Source organism: Flavobacterium sp. (genome assembly GCF_024305175.1).
Lineage (GTDB): Bacteria > Bacteroidota > Bacteroidia > Flavobacteriales > Flavobacteriaceae > Flavobacterium.
On record NZ_JAMWYY010000063.1, the window covers coordinates 1 to 16,738 of the forward strand.

The window sequence follows — 16,738 nt, forward strand, 5'->3', positions numbered from 1 at the left end:
TATTGATATAACAGCATAAAGTTTAAATGTTAAATTTTTGTTTGGCTTTAAATTTGTATTTTAGTAAAAACTAAAACTACTTTATGAAAAATTTTGCTGTTTTAAGCCTTGCGATCCTGCTTGCATCCTGTGCAGGCCAAAACATGCAGCAGGCGCTGGATAAGAATAACACCTCGCAAACCTGCCCGGAAACGGGAAACTGTACCGTAGAAATTATGCGTAATACAGCGTTACTAATTGAAGACGATATTGAAGGTAAATTTTATTATAAAACAGAGCGTAATACAGATTTTACTGTAATACGCTATAAGTATGTAAAAGATACCAATCCGGCACTGGCAGATGCGGGCTATACCGAAGAGGTAGTTTTTGAAGTAGCTAATAGCACCAAAACTTTAAGCTATACCGGCAACGATATGCAAAAAATAAAGATGCTTTTTGGCGTAATGTGTTTTTGCAAAGGCAAAGCCGGTTTTTATAAAGTTGAAGGCGGCAGTATTGATTATAAAAATGACAAATTATACATGGCCCTTCCTGATATTGTAGAGGGGCAAAAGCTAAAAGACATTACCATATCTTTTTAATAAACAAGGGGCGCTTTGAAGGCGCCCCTTGTTATATTGTATTTTATATTACTGAATTACAATTTTACGTACTGCCCTGGCGGCACCATCGCTAACTGAAACCAGATATACACCCGACTGTAAATCCTGTGCATTTACAGTTGCTGCAAACACACCCCTGTTTTCATATTGCTTTTGGTAAACCTCACGGCCTCTCATATCATATACCGCAACAGTTATATTGCTTTCACCTTTAGGTGTAAATGAAACCGAGAAAGAGCCATTGTTGGGATTTGGATATACGGCAAGGTTGCTGAATGAAATATCATTAGTACCCGAAGTCCCCTGCCTGCAAATATTTAAAGACCATGAGTTTAAAGTACCCGTATCATCCTGTGCGCCGTCTCCGTAAAGCAGCGTCCATGTACCTTCTGCTTCCTCGCCGGCAAAACCTGCGAGCTGCTCTATAGGTAACACTATGCCTGTAGTAGGCGAAGTACAGTTTATCGGGCTGCCCTCATCACTAAAGGTAACATTAAGGTCGTCCTGACTGCCGCAGTTGCCAAAATAAAGCGGAATTATAGTTCCGGCAGGGCTTTGTATCAACAATGCCAGATCCTGAATGTAAGTATGGGTAATATCAACATTCACCTCTACCGTTTGCACAATACCTTCATCGGCAATCTCAATTTCTGATGCCGAGTAAACTGTTGCGTTATCCGGTATCGGGGCATTGGCTATATTTTCATAATCAGCACAAATGGTAGTAACTTCAACACCCACAGAAAAAGCTTCATCGTTTACAGCATAAAAAATATTGCCCGCCCCCTCTATCATAATCCTGCAAAAAGGAGCCGAAAGGTCAGGTACTGTAATTGTTTCGCTGCCATCGTTAGGCGTGTTAGCTGCCAATACGGTATCAAAGGTCAGCCCTGCATCTGTAGAGAGCAGTATGTTTACATTAGATGTATTCACGTTGTTGGCTGTTGTGCCCGCAACATCCCATGTTATGGTTTGTTCGCTGCCACCCTCCCATGTAATACCACTTTCATTTTGGGATAATACCCTGAAAGGCCCTGCATTACTGCTTACGGTCACGTTTATGTTTTCACGGCTTGTCTGCCCGCCGTTTGGTGTCTGGTTATCGCGTACTGTAAGTGCAAAATTAAATACACGGCCTAAAGAGGATGTTACCTCCCAGGTTGGGGTTAAATTACCGGCAAGAACACTTTCCAGCGCAGGCATGTAACGGTTTGGCGATAAAGACGGCGGCAACGAACGGAAGTTCGGCCCGCTGGTATTAAATGGGTCAGGCACTTCATCTATTGTTGTAAACGAACCATTGGCATTGGTTTGCTCCCAGCAATAGGTAATCTCGTCTCCATCGGCATCGGTAGCATTACCGCGCAGCACAAAGGCAGTTGCACGTGGTATAGTGTAGTTAGGTATATCGGCAATTACAGGAGCCGAATTACCGTTAGGCGTTTCAACAGGGCAGTTGCCACCGGCGCCATTTATAAAATTTTCCATTTGTGCTATGCTCACAGCATGGAAATAATCGTCAGAATTATTCTGTACGTTAGGCGGGCTTATGCCTGCATAGGCCATTATGGTACTGCCACTGCCGGGCTCTACCGCTGTAGGGCCATTACGCTGAAACGAATTATTAAAAGTATGCGACGCCCCAAACTGGTGGCCCATTTCGTGAGCTACATAGTCAATATCAAACGGATCGCCAACAGGTGCAAAGCTGCCTGTTACACCTCTTGCCTTATCAGAGGTACACACACACGCCAGAGAAGCAAGCCCTCCGCCGCCTGTAGATACCACGTGGCCAATATCATAATTGGTAAAGCCTATAGCATTGTTTATTACAGTCTGTATCTGGCTAATCAGCGTACCGGCATTATCATTGGCAAGATTGTCTGATGTTATGTATATGATATTCTCATTATTGGGCACTATCTCCATTGTAATAGCCATGTCACGTTCGTAAACCCCGTTAACGCGGGTCATGGTAACATTCATGGCAGCCAGCACTGCCGCCCTTTTTTCGGCTGTTGTGGCATTATTAAGTCCCGCAGCATTAACATGAAAAGCCGCATACTCTACAGTACACGCCATTGCAAGGCGGTAGGTACGCAAAATACCGTCACTTGCGTTAACCGACAGGGGCTGGCGCTGTGCCGTGTCTTCTTCAGGTACTTCCTCATTTACAAGACAGCCAAAATTGCGAGGGCCTTTCAGGTTTTCGCGTTTGTAGGCAATATAGTAGTTACCGTCTTTCGTATAAGGGTCTATATAAGATGTACCCTTTGCAGAGAACATCATGGCGTGCAGCCCGAAAAGTGTTATACTGAAACGTATGGAAGACGAAGGGCTTTCAATACACTGCCCCGCATAGCTTTTTATATCCGGATGCTGCTCAGCAAGGTCAGGGTGCATAACTGATGCCTCAAATATCCTGAAATGCTTTATGTTACCATCTCCGTCAGGAAACGGCACTATAACTGATGATCCTGTAAAACTGCCCCTTTGCGGTGCGCCTTGAAGAGCTGCTTTAAGCGCAGTAATGTCAAGGCTGAAAACAGTACTTTTGGTAGGATAAGATACCCGTTCTGTTTTCTCGGCAGTTGCCAGTTTATCCTTATCGGCTCTGTTCCAGAAGTTTTGTGCAAAGCCGTTGGCAAACAACATGACCATGCAGACAACAAGTAAACTTTTACGCATATTTTATTGTTTTTAAAAGAATTACTAAATTATTAATTTATGTTTTATGAAAAGTGGTTTACCAATACTATTTATATAAAAAAGCTGAAATATCACAATTTTATGCAAAGAAAGGCTGATAAGATAAGAACCGTTACTGCTATATACGGCAAAAGGGTAATCTGCAGATTAAAAACAGGTATATTTCTCTTCTTTTTAAAAACAGATATTTAAATTTGCTGTTCAATACTTTTAAGTTTGAAAATATACAATTCCATACAAGAGTTCGAACCATCAGGAAAAACAACCGTTACCCTTGGTACTTTTGACGGCGTGCACAAAGGGCATAAAAAAATCCTGGATAAGCTGCTTAACAGCAGCAGGGCTACCGGCCATGAAAGCGTAGTACTTACATTCTTTCCGCACCCACGCATGGTGCTGCAGCAAAACAGCGATATTAAATTGCTGAATACTATGGCTGAAAAAGCGGCACTGTTAGAAGATTACGGAGTAGAGAACCTTATCATCCATCCGTTTGACCATGCCTTTTCGCGCCTTACTGCCGAGGAATTTGTAAAGGACATACTTGTAGGAAAGCTTAACATAAGCAAAATTATTATAGGGCACGATCACCGCTTTGGGCGTAACCGTACCGCCACTATTACCGACCTGCTTCAGTTTGGGGAAGAATATGGTTTTGAAGTAGAGCAAATTTCGGCTTTAGAGGTAAACGAGGTTTCTGTAAGCTCTACCAAAATACGCCACGCCCTGGAAAGCGGCGATATAACCACCGCTAATGAATATCTGGGTTATAATTATTTTTTAACCGGCATTGTGGTTCAGGGCAGGCAACTTGGGCGAACTATTGGTTTCCCGACAGCTAACATACATATAAAAGAAGATTATAAGCTGATACCTGATAACGGCGTATATATTATCAGTAGCGAGATAGACGGCGAAACAGTGCAGGGCATGATGAATATTGGTGACAACCCTACTGTAGGCGGCACATCGCGCACCATAGAAGCTAACTTTTTTGATATAGATAAAGACCTGTATGAAACAGCGCTTACAATAAGCCTGCACAAAAGGCTGCGCGACCAGGTTAAATTCCCCTCGGTTGACGTTTTAAAGATGCAGCTTGAGCAGGACAGGGCTGCGGCGCTTGATTACTTTAAACAATCCGACTAATGAAAAACCGCCTTTTTGCTGAAATTGACAATGCACCTTTAGTAATTTTCAGGATATTCTTCGGTTTCCTGCTGGCCTGCGAAACCTATGGCGCCATACTTACCGGTTGGGTTAAGAGCAATTTTATAGAGCCTCAATTTACCTTTTCGCACATAGGCATGGACTGGCTGCAACCCCTGCCGGGCAATGGAATGTATTATTATTTTATTACTATGGGCACACTGGGGCTGCTTGTAATGCTGGGGTATAAATACAGGCTGTCGCTGGGGTTGTTTACCCTTCTCTGGACAGGTGTTTACTTTATGCAGAAAACATCTTATAACAACCATTACTACCTGCTGGTACTTATTTGCCTCATTATGCTATTCTTACCCGCGCACCGGTATGCCTCTATAGATGCAAAGCAAAACCCTGCCCTAAAAAAACTTACTATGCCTGCCTGGTGCTCTCTGGTTATGATAGTACAGGTAGCCATAGTATATTTTTACGCAACTATTGCCAAGTTCTATCCCGGCTGGCTTACAGGCACATTCACTAAAAACCTTCTTGATGCCAGCACAAGCGGCTTTTTTCATGAAATAGCCATTAAAAAATGGTTTTACCTGTTTATTGCCTATGCCGGTATTGCGTTCGATCTTTTGGTAGTGCCACTCCTGTTATGGAAGCGCACCCGCACCTGGGCGTTGGTAGCCTCGCTGATCTTTCATATATTTAATTCCATAACGTTAGAGATAGGCATATTCCCTTACTTTGCCCTTAGCTTTGCCGTGTTCTTTTATCCGCCGGAGACGATGCGGAAGATATTTTTCAGGAAAAAGCCTGCTGTAGCATCATACGGAGTTACTACTGAAGGCAAAAATATACTCCTTTACTTTTTTGTGCCTTATATGATAATACAGCTCTTACTGCCAATAAGGCACCATTTTATTAAAGGTGATGTTTTATGGACAGAAGAAGGCCACCGCCTTAGCTGGCGCATGATGCTTCGCAGCCGTAGCGGCTTTACTACCTTCAGGGTTGTAAATAAAGCCAGCAACGAGCAGTTGCCCTACCGCCTTGCAGACGACCTTACGCAAAAGCAGATAAACAGCATGGACACCAAACCCGACATGATATGGCAGATGGCGCAGCGCATAAAGCAAAAGTATAAGGAACAAGGGATTAATGTAGCAGTATATGCCAATACAAAAGCAGGCATTAACGGAGAACGCTATAAAACACTTATAGACCCTGAAACCGACCTTGCCGCTGCTGAATGGGATTACTTTTTTCACTGCGACTGGGTACTGCTTTATGACGAAAAAGGCAATGTAATTCAGTAACTTACCCTGCACTTTTAATCATACTTCTTTTATTAAAGTTTTATTAATTGATATTCAACTTTTCTATTTTATAGCTAAATTCGGGTATAAATCTTTTACAGAAAAACCCTTGCACAAAAGGCAGGCAACTAACTAACTGTAAAATAATTTATTAAACGAACTATATAACCTAAAAACCAGAAAAGCTATGAAAGTGTCGAGGATAGTTATTAACGGCTTTATTATTTACATAGGCATTGCACTATTCTTTGTGTTAATGGAAGCATTAGGCCTCTCAGACCAGATTTACCTGAGGCTCGTAAACTTTGTATTTGTAATTTATGGTGTTAACCGCACTATAAAGCAGGATTATAACGATGGCACCTATGGCTACTTTACCAATCTTGGCTCGGCATTCCTTACTGCCTTTACAAGCCTTGTGCTAACCCTGATAAGTTTTCTTATATATGTAGAGGTACAGGGTGGCGAAGCCTATCTTGACCGTTATGTAGCGAGCTATATTTTTGGCGGAGACCCATCATTACCGCAATTTGTTATGGGCCTTATGATTGAAGGGCTTGCAGCTTCGGCAATTGTATCTTTTGCACTTATGCAATGGTGGAAGGATAAGGTGGAAAAAATTAACCAGGTAGATGATAAAGACCATACCAACCAAAACACATAACAGGTTAATGCGGTAATTATAGCGGAATTTGCTACTTTTGGAGCAACAATAAAATTCCGTTATGAGCATAACAAGGCACAATTGGACGAAAGAAGAAATAATTGAGCTATACAACCAGCCGCTTATGGACCTGCTGTACAGGGCCGCAACCGTTCACCGCGAATATCATGACCCTAATGTAGTGCAGGTTTCTACACTGCTTTCTATAAAAACAGGGGGCTGCCCCGAAGATTGTGGCTATTGCCCGCAGGCTGCCCGCTATCATACCGACATAGAAGGGAACGACCTTATGAGCGTTCAGCAGGTAAAGGCACAGGCGCTTCGCGCTAAGTCCTCGGGATCATCACGTGTTTGTATGGGCGCTGCCTGGCGAAATGTAAAAGACGGCCCTGAGTTTGACCAGGTATTGGAAATGGTCCGTACCATCAACAAGCTGGATATGGAAGTATGCTGCACACTGGGCATGATTACCGAAACACAGGCAAAAAGGCTTGCCGAGGCAGGTTTGTATGCATACAACCACAACCTTGATACATCTGAAGAATATTATAAAGAGGTAATTTCTACCCGTGGTTATGAAGACCGCCTTAAAACCATAGAGAATGTAAGGAAAACAAACGTTACCGTTTGCAGCGGGGGGATTATAGGCATGGGCGAAAGCATAGAAGACCGGGCAGGTATGCTGGTTGCGCTTGCTTCGTTAAACCCGCAGCCGGAGTCGGTACCTATTAACGCGCTTGTAGCGGTAGAAGGCACACCGATGGAAGATGAAAAACCGGTGGAGATATGGGAAATGATACGCATGGTAGCCACTACCCGTATTGTAATGCCGCAAACACAGGTAAGGCTTTCGGCAGGGCGTACGCAAATGAGCCGCGAAGGCCAGGCCATGTGCTTTTTTGCAGGTGCCAACTCTATCTTTGCAGGCGACAAGCTGCTTACCACCCCTAACCCGGATGTGAACGAGGATATGAAAATGTTCGAAATGCTTGGGCTTATTCCGCAAAAGCCTTTTACCAAAGTATCGCAGCCGCAAACGGTGGAAGCAGAAGAATCGCAATACCAGCCGCTTGGCGAAAAACCAAAATGGACAAGGCCAGCACATAAAATCGAAAGAAACCTGAAGGCTTCAGGAAAAAAATAAATCAAATTTTTGTTTCATATTATTAAAGGCTGCCAATAGGCAGCCTTTTTATATTTGATTAGCATATATGCTTATATTTGGCATACGGAAGATACTATCCTTCCTGGATGATATGCTAAAGCATTTACTACATATAAAGTTTGTTTGTTTTTTACTCTTGTTACTACTAAATACTGCCGGGCATGGAAGTACCCTGCAACACTGCGATTCTATCATAAAAAGAGGGATAGAATACATGTGGGATGGTGAGCATGCAAAATCGTTAGAACTGCTGACTGAAGCGCGGGCCCTTGCTGAAAAAAACAGGTGGCACAAACAACTTTTTCTCGCCAACAATAACATAGGGGCTAATTATTACTCAATGCTATTATATGGCGAAGCGCTCAATTATTATCTTGAGGGTTATACTATTGCGGTTAAGGAACTGGAGCCGACAGATGAAATGATAGTGCTTAATAACATTGCAATATTATACTCTAAAGAAAAAGATTATACAAAGGCAGAGCAATATTTTAAAAGGGCCTATGATATTGCCCGCGAAAATAACGACAATATAAAAAGGGGGCTTTATGCCATGAACTTGGGCAATCTTGCAAATGAAACCCACAACATTGATAAAGCAAGGGAATATATTTTAGAATCTTATGAATACCTGAAGCCTGATGCACAATTATTCATGCTGGCACAAATAGGGCTTGCAGAAAATGACCTGCTAAGGGGCAATGCAAAACAGGCACGTGAAAAAGCTGAAAAGCTATATAAAAGTGCCCGTAACCTCAACTTTAATGAAACAGGCATTTCTATACTTTTTATCATTGCAAAAAGTTACCTTGCCGAAGGCAATTATGCGATGGCAGTTAAAAGCGCATTAAAAATACTGGCTGTAAAACCCAACGCCGAAACTAAAAAGTCAGCTTTTGAACTGCTTGCCGAAGCACATGCTAAAAACGGAGAATATAATGCTGCGCTTGCTTATAAAGATTCTGTTGTAAGTACACTTGAGCAGCTTGAAGAAATTAAGAACAAAACCCTGCTTAAAAGCAACGAAGTAAAATTTGGAATACAGGAATACAAAAGCCAACTGGAAATCAACCGGGAAAAAAGCGCTGCCGAACGAAAACTCTTTTACTACATAATAGCCGTTATTATTGCCATAGTGGCCATTATTGTCCTTATCTTAAGGAATATTTCGGCAAAGCACAAGCAAAAAAAACTTATTGCAGAACGCAATGAGCGTGTTATAGCGCTGGAACTTGAAAAAGAAAAAAACGAAAACCTGCTACTCGAAAACCAGATAAAGGAAAAAGAAACCACTGCCCTGCTGGAACAGGAACGCCTTAAAGGTGAAATAGAAGCCCGCAACCGCAAGCTCTCGGCAAAGGCACTTTACCTTTCGGGCAGGAACCAGCTTATAGAAGAGGTAGTAGCCTCATTATCTGCGGTGCCGGAACTGTCAAAAAATCCGGAGTTGTCTAACCACCTCAACACTTTAAAAAACCACCTCAAGGCAGATGATGAATGGGAAAGTTTTATTACCCATTTTGAAGAAGTAAATCAGGGAATGCTGAACAGGTTAAAAATACTTCACCCGGCTTTAACGGCAAATGATATCAGGTTTGTATCATATGTATATATGAACCTGAGCACAAAAGAAATTGCCGCTATGTTTAACATAACGGCCGAAGCATGCAGAAAGCGAAAAGAGCGGATTGCCGCAAAAATGGAGTTACCCGAAAGCGTTTCATTATATGATTATTTATCAGCACTTTAGTATTTTAAATCACGCTTTTTCCGTTTAAGTGTCACACTTTTTCCGATAGTATTTTTTGAATTGGTAGATTGATTTTTGAAAATTTAGAAAAAATTTTGCTAATCATTAAACCAATTTATTTATGAAGAACTTTATTTTAACCGCACTATTGATGCTTGCCTGCTACACGGGCAACGCGCAATATAGTTTTGAAGCCGTAGATGATTACGGCAGGCTTGAAGGACTGAATTATGACCTGCTTGTTGAAGACAAAGTATATGCCGTAACACTTAAAAACCATGTTGTAGTTTCTTATGATAATGCACAAACATGGGACCTTCTTTACACGTTTCCTGACAGCAGGGCGCGCATCACCAACTTAAAGACCCTTCCCGGCGGCGAAACGCTTGCCTTTACTGTTATTGAGCTTGATGCGGCACAAAACGGCTTTTATGTACTAAGCATAGAAGATGCCGAGATCATTAACTTTATTTCATTGCCTGTTCCTGAAGAAAACCCTTCTGTAAACAACTTTGACATTTATGATGCAGAAGGAAATACTATGATTTTAAATGTATCTGCTTTAAACGGTTATAAAGTTTTCTATACCACAACGGGCGGCGAAAGCTGGACAGAGGTATATGCGCAGGCAGATTATAATAATGTATCTGTAAGTGATGTGGCTATAAGCCCTGCAGACCCTAACAAATTGTTTATAGCCAGAGGGCTTGGCCCGGATGGTATTGATGGCGGTATGTTTATCTCTGCCGATGCAGGTGAAACATGGAGCGAAACGCTTGCAGGAACTCCTTTAAGCTCAATAGATTTTAACCCTACAGATGCCGATGACCTGTTTACAGGCACATCACAAAGCTTTGGCGACGGAGTGCAAAATCTTTACCGCTCTTATGACGGCGGGGAGACATGGGACATAATGCCAGTAGAATGGTCGGAAGCGCAGTTTGATTATATAACTGTAGTGCGTTTTCACCCCAATACACCAACGGTAATGTATGCACTCGAAACCAATGAAATTGCTTATAGCGAAGACGGCGGCACTACATGGACGAGTACAGAATATACCGAAGATGAATATTATGGCGGGCTTTCAATTACCATCAACCCTTTTGACGGTAAAGAAGCGCTTATAGTAGCCAACATGTACCCGGCACGAACAACCAACGGTGGGGCTTCACTTACCCAGGTTAAAGCACCTTTTTATGCTATACGTGGCATTGCTGCCACCAAATTTAACGGCACAGAGCATTTATATTATGCTGCACAGGGCGGGCTTGTGCATAAAAACTACAACACTAATACCAGCAATTCTTATGATATAGAGCCACCTTCAAGTTTCTCATTATCAGATTACCAGCTTTATGCTGATGAAAACGTTGAAGGAAGGCTGTATTTATATGAAGGAGGTTTTATGGGCTCTTCACTTTATATTTCTGAAGATTATGGTGCTACCAAAACACAGCTTATGAGTGAGTTTTCACCAAACTTTACCGGTGTGGCGTCTGATCCTGAAAATACGAACATAATTTATTATGCATTAAGCAACTTTGATAACCTAAGCACACTATACAGGCTGGATATAAGCGATATGGAGAATTTAAACCCTGAAATGCTCACACTTCCGGAAGAAGGTTTTACAGGCAGTATATTAACTACAGCTTCCGAAACAGAGAACGCGCTTATCATAACATTAGGAAGTAAAGTATACAGATCAACTGATGAGGGCACTACCTGGACAGAAATATTTTCTGTAGAAGAAGGAGAGCTATTCAGCGTTGTTAAGAATCCGTTTGATGACAATAGCTTTGCTGTTGCTTCTTCTAACGGTATTTATACAACTACAGACGGTGGCGAAAACTGGGATATGTTGCTTGAAGGTATTGCTGCCAGGAAAATTAAATATTCTGATACGGATAACGGTGTTATTGCAGCAGGCATATACAATTCTGAAGCTGTAAATGCTGCTGTTATGTACTATAACGGCAATGGCTGGATTACTGTAACCCCTGCAGAACTTAATTACCTGCACTCCTATACTATGGACTTTAACTTTGCAGACGACACTATAAATGCCTACATAGGCACTGTAGATGCAGGTGTTATACGTTACAGCTTCGAGGTAGGTGAGCTTGGCACTGATAATCCTGTAAAAACGGCAAGTAAGCTTACAGTTTACCCAAATCCGGCATCAGATGTTGTTACTATTAGTATTGATAATGCCCCTGCCGCTTCTGTAGCTGTTTACAGCTTAACAGGACAAAAAGTATTGCAGGGCAGTACAGGCCAGTTGAATATTGCATCTCTTTCTGCAGGCATGTATCTTATCAAAGCAGAAACGGCGGAAGGTAAATCTGCATCTCAAAAATTAATCAAAAAATAATCAGTTACTACAGCCTGCCGTAACATCATTTCGGCAGGCTAATTATTACATTTTGCAGTCCGTACCGACCTGCAAAATGCATTTTATATCATACGTTAGTTAATAAAAAACATGAAAAAGAAACTTTTTATAACCGCTATTGCTATTATAACGGCACTGTGTGGCTATGCACAGGAATTTAGTGAAGGGTTTGAAGACCCCTGGCTGCCGGGTTCAGGGTCAAATACGGGACCGCCGGGCGGATGGGGAATTTATGACAACGGAATTGGCACCAGTATTAAATGGGTAAGAAGCACTTTAGGTAACCCTTTGCAACCTCCGCACACAGGCAGCCATGCTGCTTATCTGGGTGACGAGCCCGTGCCTGCGGGCTTTGCCGAAGACTGGCTTATAACGCCTCTGTTTACCATGCCTGAAAATGGGCAGATACGCTTTTTTTCACGTGTTACAACGGCGATTAATGAAGGTAATGTTTATGAAGTAAGAATATCAACCGCTGCAACCCAGGGAGACCTTGCTGCTTATACTGTACTGCAAAGCTGGACAGAGCCACAGCTTAACCCTGTACCGAATGTTTATCTTGAAAAAGTGGTAGATATACCTGCCGAATACTACGGGCAGCAGGTATATGTAGCGCTTGTAATGCAGAATGATGACGGCGACAGGTGGCTGGTAGATGATTTCAGTGTTTTGCAGATTTGTGATGCCCCAACTAATGTAGTAATACCCGAAGAAGATATAACGCTTAACTCGGCAGAGATAAGCTGGACAGATACAGGCGCTCCCCTGCAATGGGAAATTGAAATAGTACCTGTAAATGAACCTTTTACAGGCACCGGCAACATTACCACTACAGGCTCGCCTTACCTTGCACAAGGGTTGGACGACTCAACCACCTATAAAGTAAGGATAAGGGCATATTGCGACCCGGGTGTGCCGGGTGTGTGGAGCCAGCCGCAAACCTTTACTACTGTTTATACAGCACCCGATAACGATGATTGTGATAATGCAACAACGGTGCCTGTTAACCCTACCCTGCTTTGCGATACCACTGTAACTGGAACACTTATAGCAGCAACGCCTTCATCTCAGCCCAATACCTGTACAGGTGTTGCGGATGATGATGTATGGTTTGAGTTTACGGCAGAAAACACATCGCATATTATCCAGCTTAATACGCTTTCAGGCAGTACAGCTAACCTCGTGCATGCAGTATACGAAAATACCTGTGGTACATTGGCGCTGCGTTATTGCAGTAATGACAGCCAAAGCGACGCTATAAACCTTACTATTGGCAGCACCTACAAAGTCAGGGTATATTCCGTTTCTGGTGAACCGCAAACCACTACATTCTCAGTATGCATTGCAACACCACCGCCACCGCCTGCTAATGATGAATGTGCAGGAGCTGTAACCGTACCTGTAAATACGGCAGAAAACTGCATACTTACCGCACCCGGAACCTTATATTCGGCTACGGCATCACCGCAGGCCAATAGCTGCGGCGGTAATGACGATGATGATGTATGGTTCGAATTTACCGCTACCGGCACAGCCCACCTTATAAGCCTTATTAACATTACAGGTGGCACGCCCGATTTATTTCATGTGGTGTACCAGGGCGACAACTGCGGGGCTTTAACCCAGCTATATTGCAGCAACCCCAATAATAGTATGGCTACAGGTTTAACCGTGGGCGAAACCTATAAAATTAGGGTATATTCATTTACAGGTACACCCGGGCAAACCACTTCATTTGATGTTTGTGTTGCCACGCCACCCCCGCCACCTGCAAATGACGATTGCGGCAATGCCACCGCTTTAACTGTAAACCCGACATTAGAGTGCACTGCTGTAACCAACGGTACTGTATATGCCGCAACACCATCGGCTGAGCCGAACAGCTGCACAGGCAATGATGATGACGATGTGTGGTTTGAGTTTACGGCAACATCAGATTCTCATACCATAAATATTACTAATATTGCAGGCAGCACAAGCAACCTTGTTCATGCTGTATATCAGGGTAATGACTGCGGGGCTTTAACCCAGTTATATTGCAGCGACCCTAACAACAGTACAGCAACGGGCCTAACTGCAGGAGAAACCTATAAAGTAAGGGTTTATACTTTTACCTCTGTTTCCGGGCAGGACACCTCTTTTAGTATTTGCGTAGGAACAGTGCCCGATCCGCCTGTTAATGATGATTGCGCTGCCGCAACCAATGTTCCGGTTAACGCTACGGATGCCTGTACCGAAACAGTGCCGGGTACTTTACTGGCAGCAACGGCATCTGCTGAACCAAACACATGCATAGGCAGTGATGACGACGATGTGTGGTATCGGTTTACGGCTACAAACAACACCCACACAATAAAGCTTGATAACATACAGGGCAGCACTACCGACCTTTTCCATACGGTATATTCAGGGGATGAGTGCGGAACTTTAACCCAACTGTATTGCAGCGACCTTAACAGCAGCCTTGCCACAGGGCTTACGCCGGGGCAGGTTTATAAAATCAGGGTATATTCGGTTACAGCAACAACAGGGCAAAATACTACATTTACTGTATGTGTGGCTACTCCCCCGCCGCCGCCCGCTAACGATGAATGCGAAAATGCAACGGTTGTTCCGGTAAATCAGGGTAATGAATGCACCGAAACTGTTGCAGGCACAATATACTCGGCTACGCCTTCTGCCTTAGCAGCTACATGTAGTGGCACGCCTGATGATGATGTATGGTTTGCTTTTACAGCTACAAAAACAAATCATGATATAAGCCTTCAAAACATTACCGGCAGTACCAATTCTCTCGTTATGGCTGTATATTCAGGGGCAGACTGTAATGCACTGTCAGGCATATACTGCACAAACAACAACAGTATAAATGCATCATTTCTTACACCCGGCGAAACCTATTATGTAAGGGTATATACTTTTACTGATGCAATTGGCCAGAACACCTCTTTCGAGATTTGTGTGAGCACACCACAACAGCCAATATTTACTGATGATACCACCTATACCGTTCCGCAATTAATAGAAGAAGTATTAGTAAGCACTGCCTGTGCACAGGTAAACAACCTGAGCTGGAAAACAGGCAATACAGACGGGTTTAATTCGGCAAACGGTATTGCTTACTTTACTAAGGGTGATTCGGACTTTCCTATAGAAGAAGGGATTGTATTAAGCACCGGCAGCGCAATAGATGCAAGAGGCCCTAATACATCCGAGCTTAGCGAAGGCAATGAAGCGTGGACAGGAGATGAAGATCTTTTCAATTACATACAGGCACTGGGTATAGATGCGGAGCTCGAAGACTATAATAACGCCACTGTTATTGAATTTGATTTTGTTCCGCTTACAGATAATATCAGTTTTCCATTCATATTTGCGTCTGAAGAGTACGGAACATACCAATGTACCTTCTCTGATGCTTTTGCGTTTTTCCTTACCAATACAGAAACAGGCGAAACAACCAACCTGGCTGTTTTGCCGGGAACAGATGTGCCAATATCTGTTGTTACCATTAGGGATGATGCAAATGACGAATGCGATGCTGTAAATGAGGAATACTATGCCCAAAATAATGAAGGCGGCAATGCTATAAGCGCAGATATCAACTACAATGGCCAAACGGTTATGCTTACGGCACAGTCTACTGTTACGGTTAATACTGTTTACCACATTAAGCTGGTTATAGCTGACCGTAATGATGAACTGCTGGACTCTGCCGTATTTATAGGCCCGTTTGATATTGGTGCTATGGATTTAGGCGAAGACAGGCTGATAGCATCTTTAAACGCTTTATGCGAAGGCGAAAGCTACACTATAGACAGTGAGCTTGACCCTGCACTGTATACTATAAAATGGTTTAAGGATGATGTAGAAATTACAGGCGAAACCGGTCCGGCACTTACGGTAAACGAGCCCGGAACATACAGCATTGAGGCACTTTACCTTTCTTCAACCTGTACAGCTACAGAGTCTATAGTAATAGAATATTATGAACCGGTGGCTGATGTAACAGGCGAGCCGGCAGACCTTACCCTGTGCGACACTAACGGCACTGCTGTTTTTGACCTTAGCCAAAATAACAGCGTTATAACAGAGGGGCTTAATGCTGATGATTATACAATTGCTTATTATGAAACATTGAGCGATGCCGAAAACCAGTTAAACAGCATAGGCATGACTTATGAAAGCAATACTGCCACCCAGGAACTGTACGTTCGAATTAACAATGATATTACAGGCTGCCATGCTATTAAGAGCTTTACAGTTAGTGCCCTTACCATTAATCCGGGACTGGCTGTGGAAGATTTTTGTGATGGTAACGCCTATAAGTTAGGCATTACGGCAACAGATGGTTCTTTTGTTGTTGAAGATGCCCAATACAACTGGAGCGGCCCCGGTGGGTTTAGCGCTACAGAAAGCGAGATAGAAATAACTGCACCGGGCGAATATATAGTAATTGTAACGACTGCCGAGGGCTGCACCCTTACGGCTTCTGCCACTGTGGGAGAGAACCCGTGCCTTATACCAAGAGGTATATCGCCAAATGGTGACGGGCTTAATGATGCTTTCGACCTTTCGGGCGTAGGGGTTAAAAAGCTGGTGCTTTTCAACCGTTACGGGCTTGTGGTTTATGAAAAAGAAAACTATACAAACCAGTGGCACGGACAGGATGAAAACGGTAGCGAACTGCCTACGGGTACTTATTTTTATAGCCTGACACGCGAAAGAGGCCCCGCCGTTACAGGCTGGATTTATCTAAACCGCGCAGAATAATAATGAGCTGTGTAAGGCAAATATAATAGTTTGAATTTAACATAATTTAACACCTGATGCATTCATCTTCTTAAGATAATGTTATATTTGCCTTACATATTGCTCTTTAACCCATAAAACCATGAAAAAATTATACTTTGCTACCCTGCTGGGGCTGTTAGGCCTTGCTGAGAGCTCGGCCCAGCAGGACCCTCATTACACAC

Annotated in this window: 9 protein-coding genes; 8 read left to right on the forward strand and 1 reads right to left on the reverse strand. The window is 43.0% G+C overall.

Annotation, left to right across the window (positions count from 1 at the left end; genetic code table 11):
• Nucleotides 1-83 precede the first annotated feature (83 nt).
• Entirely contained in the window at nt 84-584 is a 501-nt protein-coding gene (locus Q0K96_RS12715) for a hypothetical protein (RefSeq protein WP_297334360.1), read from the forward strand.
• 48 nt (nt 585-632) lie between these two features.
• On the opposite strand, the gene Q0K96_RS12720 is transcribed toward Q0K96_RS12715, so the two are convergent.
• Nucleotides 633-3,293 (reverse strand): reprolysin-like metallopeptidase, encoded by a 2,661-nt coding sequence (locus Q0K96_RS12720; protein ID WP_297334361.1) that lies wholly within the window; start codon nt 3,291-3,293, stop codon nt 633-635.
• A gap of 237 nt (nt 3,294-3,530) precedes the next feature.
• On the opposite strand from Q0K96_RS12720, the gene Q0K96_RS12725 reads away from it, so the two are divergent.
• The 7 genes from Q0K96_RS12725 (at nt 3,531) to Q0K96_RS12755 (ending at nt 16,535) form a co-directional block, all read left to right on the forward strand.
• A complete protein-coding gene (locus tag Q0K96_RS12725; protein WP_297334362.1) occupies nt 3,531-4,463 on the forward strand; it encodes a bifunctional riboflavin kinase/FAD synthetase in 933 nt (310 codons plus the stop codon).
• Complete coding sequence (locus tag Q0K96_RS12730; RefSeq protein ID WP_297334363.1) at nt 4,463-5,785, forward strand: HTTM domain-containing protein; 1,323 nt, start codon at nt 4,463-4,465, stop codon at nt 5,783-5,785. Before Q0K96_RS12725 ends, Q0K96_RS12730 begins: the two co-directional genes overlap by 1 nt.
• A gap of 187 nt (nt 5,786-5,972) precedes the next feature.
• Entirely contained in the window at nt 5,973-6,449 is a 477-nt protein-coding gene (locus Q0K96_RS12735) for a hypothetical protein (protein WP_297334364.1), read from the forward strand.
• 61 nt (nt 6,450-6,510) lie between these two features.
• Nucleotides 6,511-7,593: a biotin synthase BioB gene (bioB, locus tag Q0K96_RS12740; protein ID WP_297334365.1), complete on the forward strand. Its 1,083-nt coding sequence runs from the start codon at nt 6,511-6,513 to the stop codon at nt 7,591-7,593.
• Nucleotides 7,594-7,750: 157 nt separating this feature from the next.
• The gene (locus Q0K96_RS12745) at nt 7,751-9,364 is read left to right on the forward strand and encodes a tetratricopeptide repeat protein (RefSeq protein ID WP_297334366.1); all 1,614 of its coding nucleotides are present in this window, start codon (nt 7,751-7,753) and stop codon (nt 9,362-9,364) included.
• A 121-nt stretch (nt 9,365-9,485) separates the two neighbouring features.
• Nucleotides 9,486-11,741 (forward strand): T9SS type A sorting domain-containing protein, encoded by a 2,256-nt coding sequence (locus tag Q0K96_RS12750; RefSeq protein WP_297334367.1) that lies wholly within the window; start codon nt 9,486-9,488, stop codon nt 11,739-11,741.
• A 111-nt stretch (nt 11,742-11,852) separates the two neighbouring features.
• Nucleotides 11,853-16,535 (forward strand): choice-of-anchor L domain-containing protein, encoded by a 4,683-nt coding sequence (locus tag Q0K96_RS12755; protein WP_297334368.1) that lies wholly within the window; start codon nt 11,853-11,855, stop codon nt 16,533-16,535.
• The last annotated feature ends 203 nt before the right edge of the window (nt 16,536-16,738 follow it).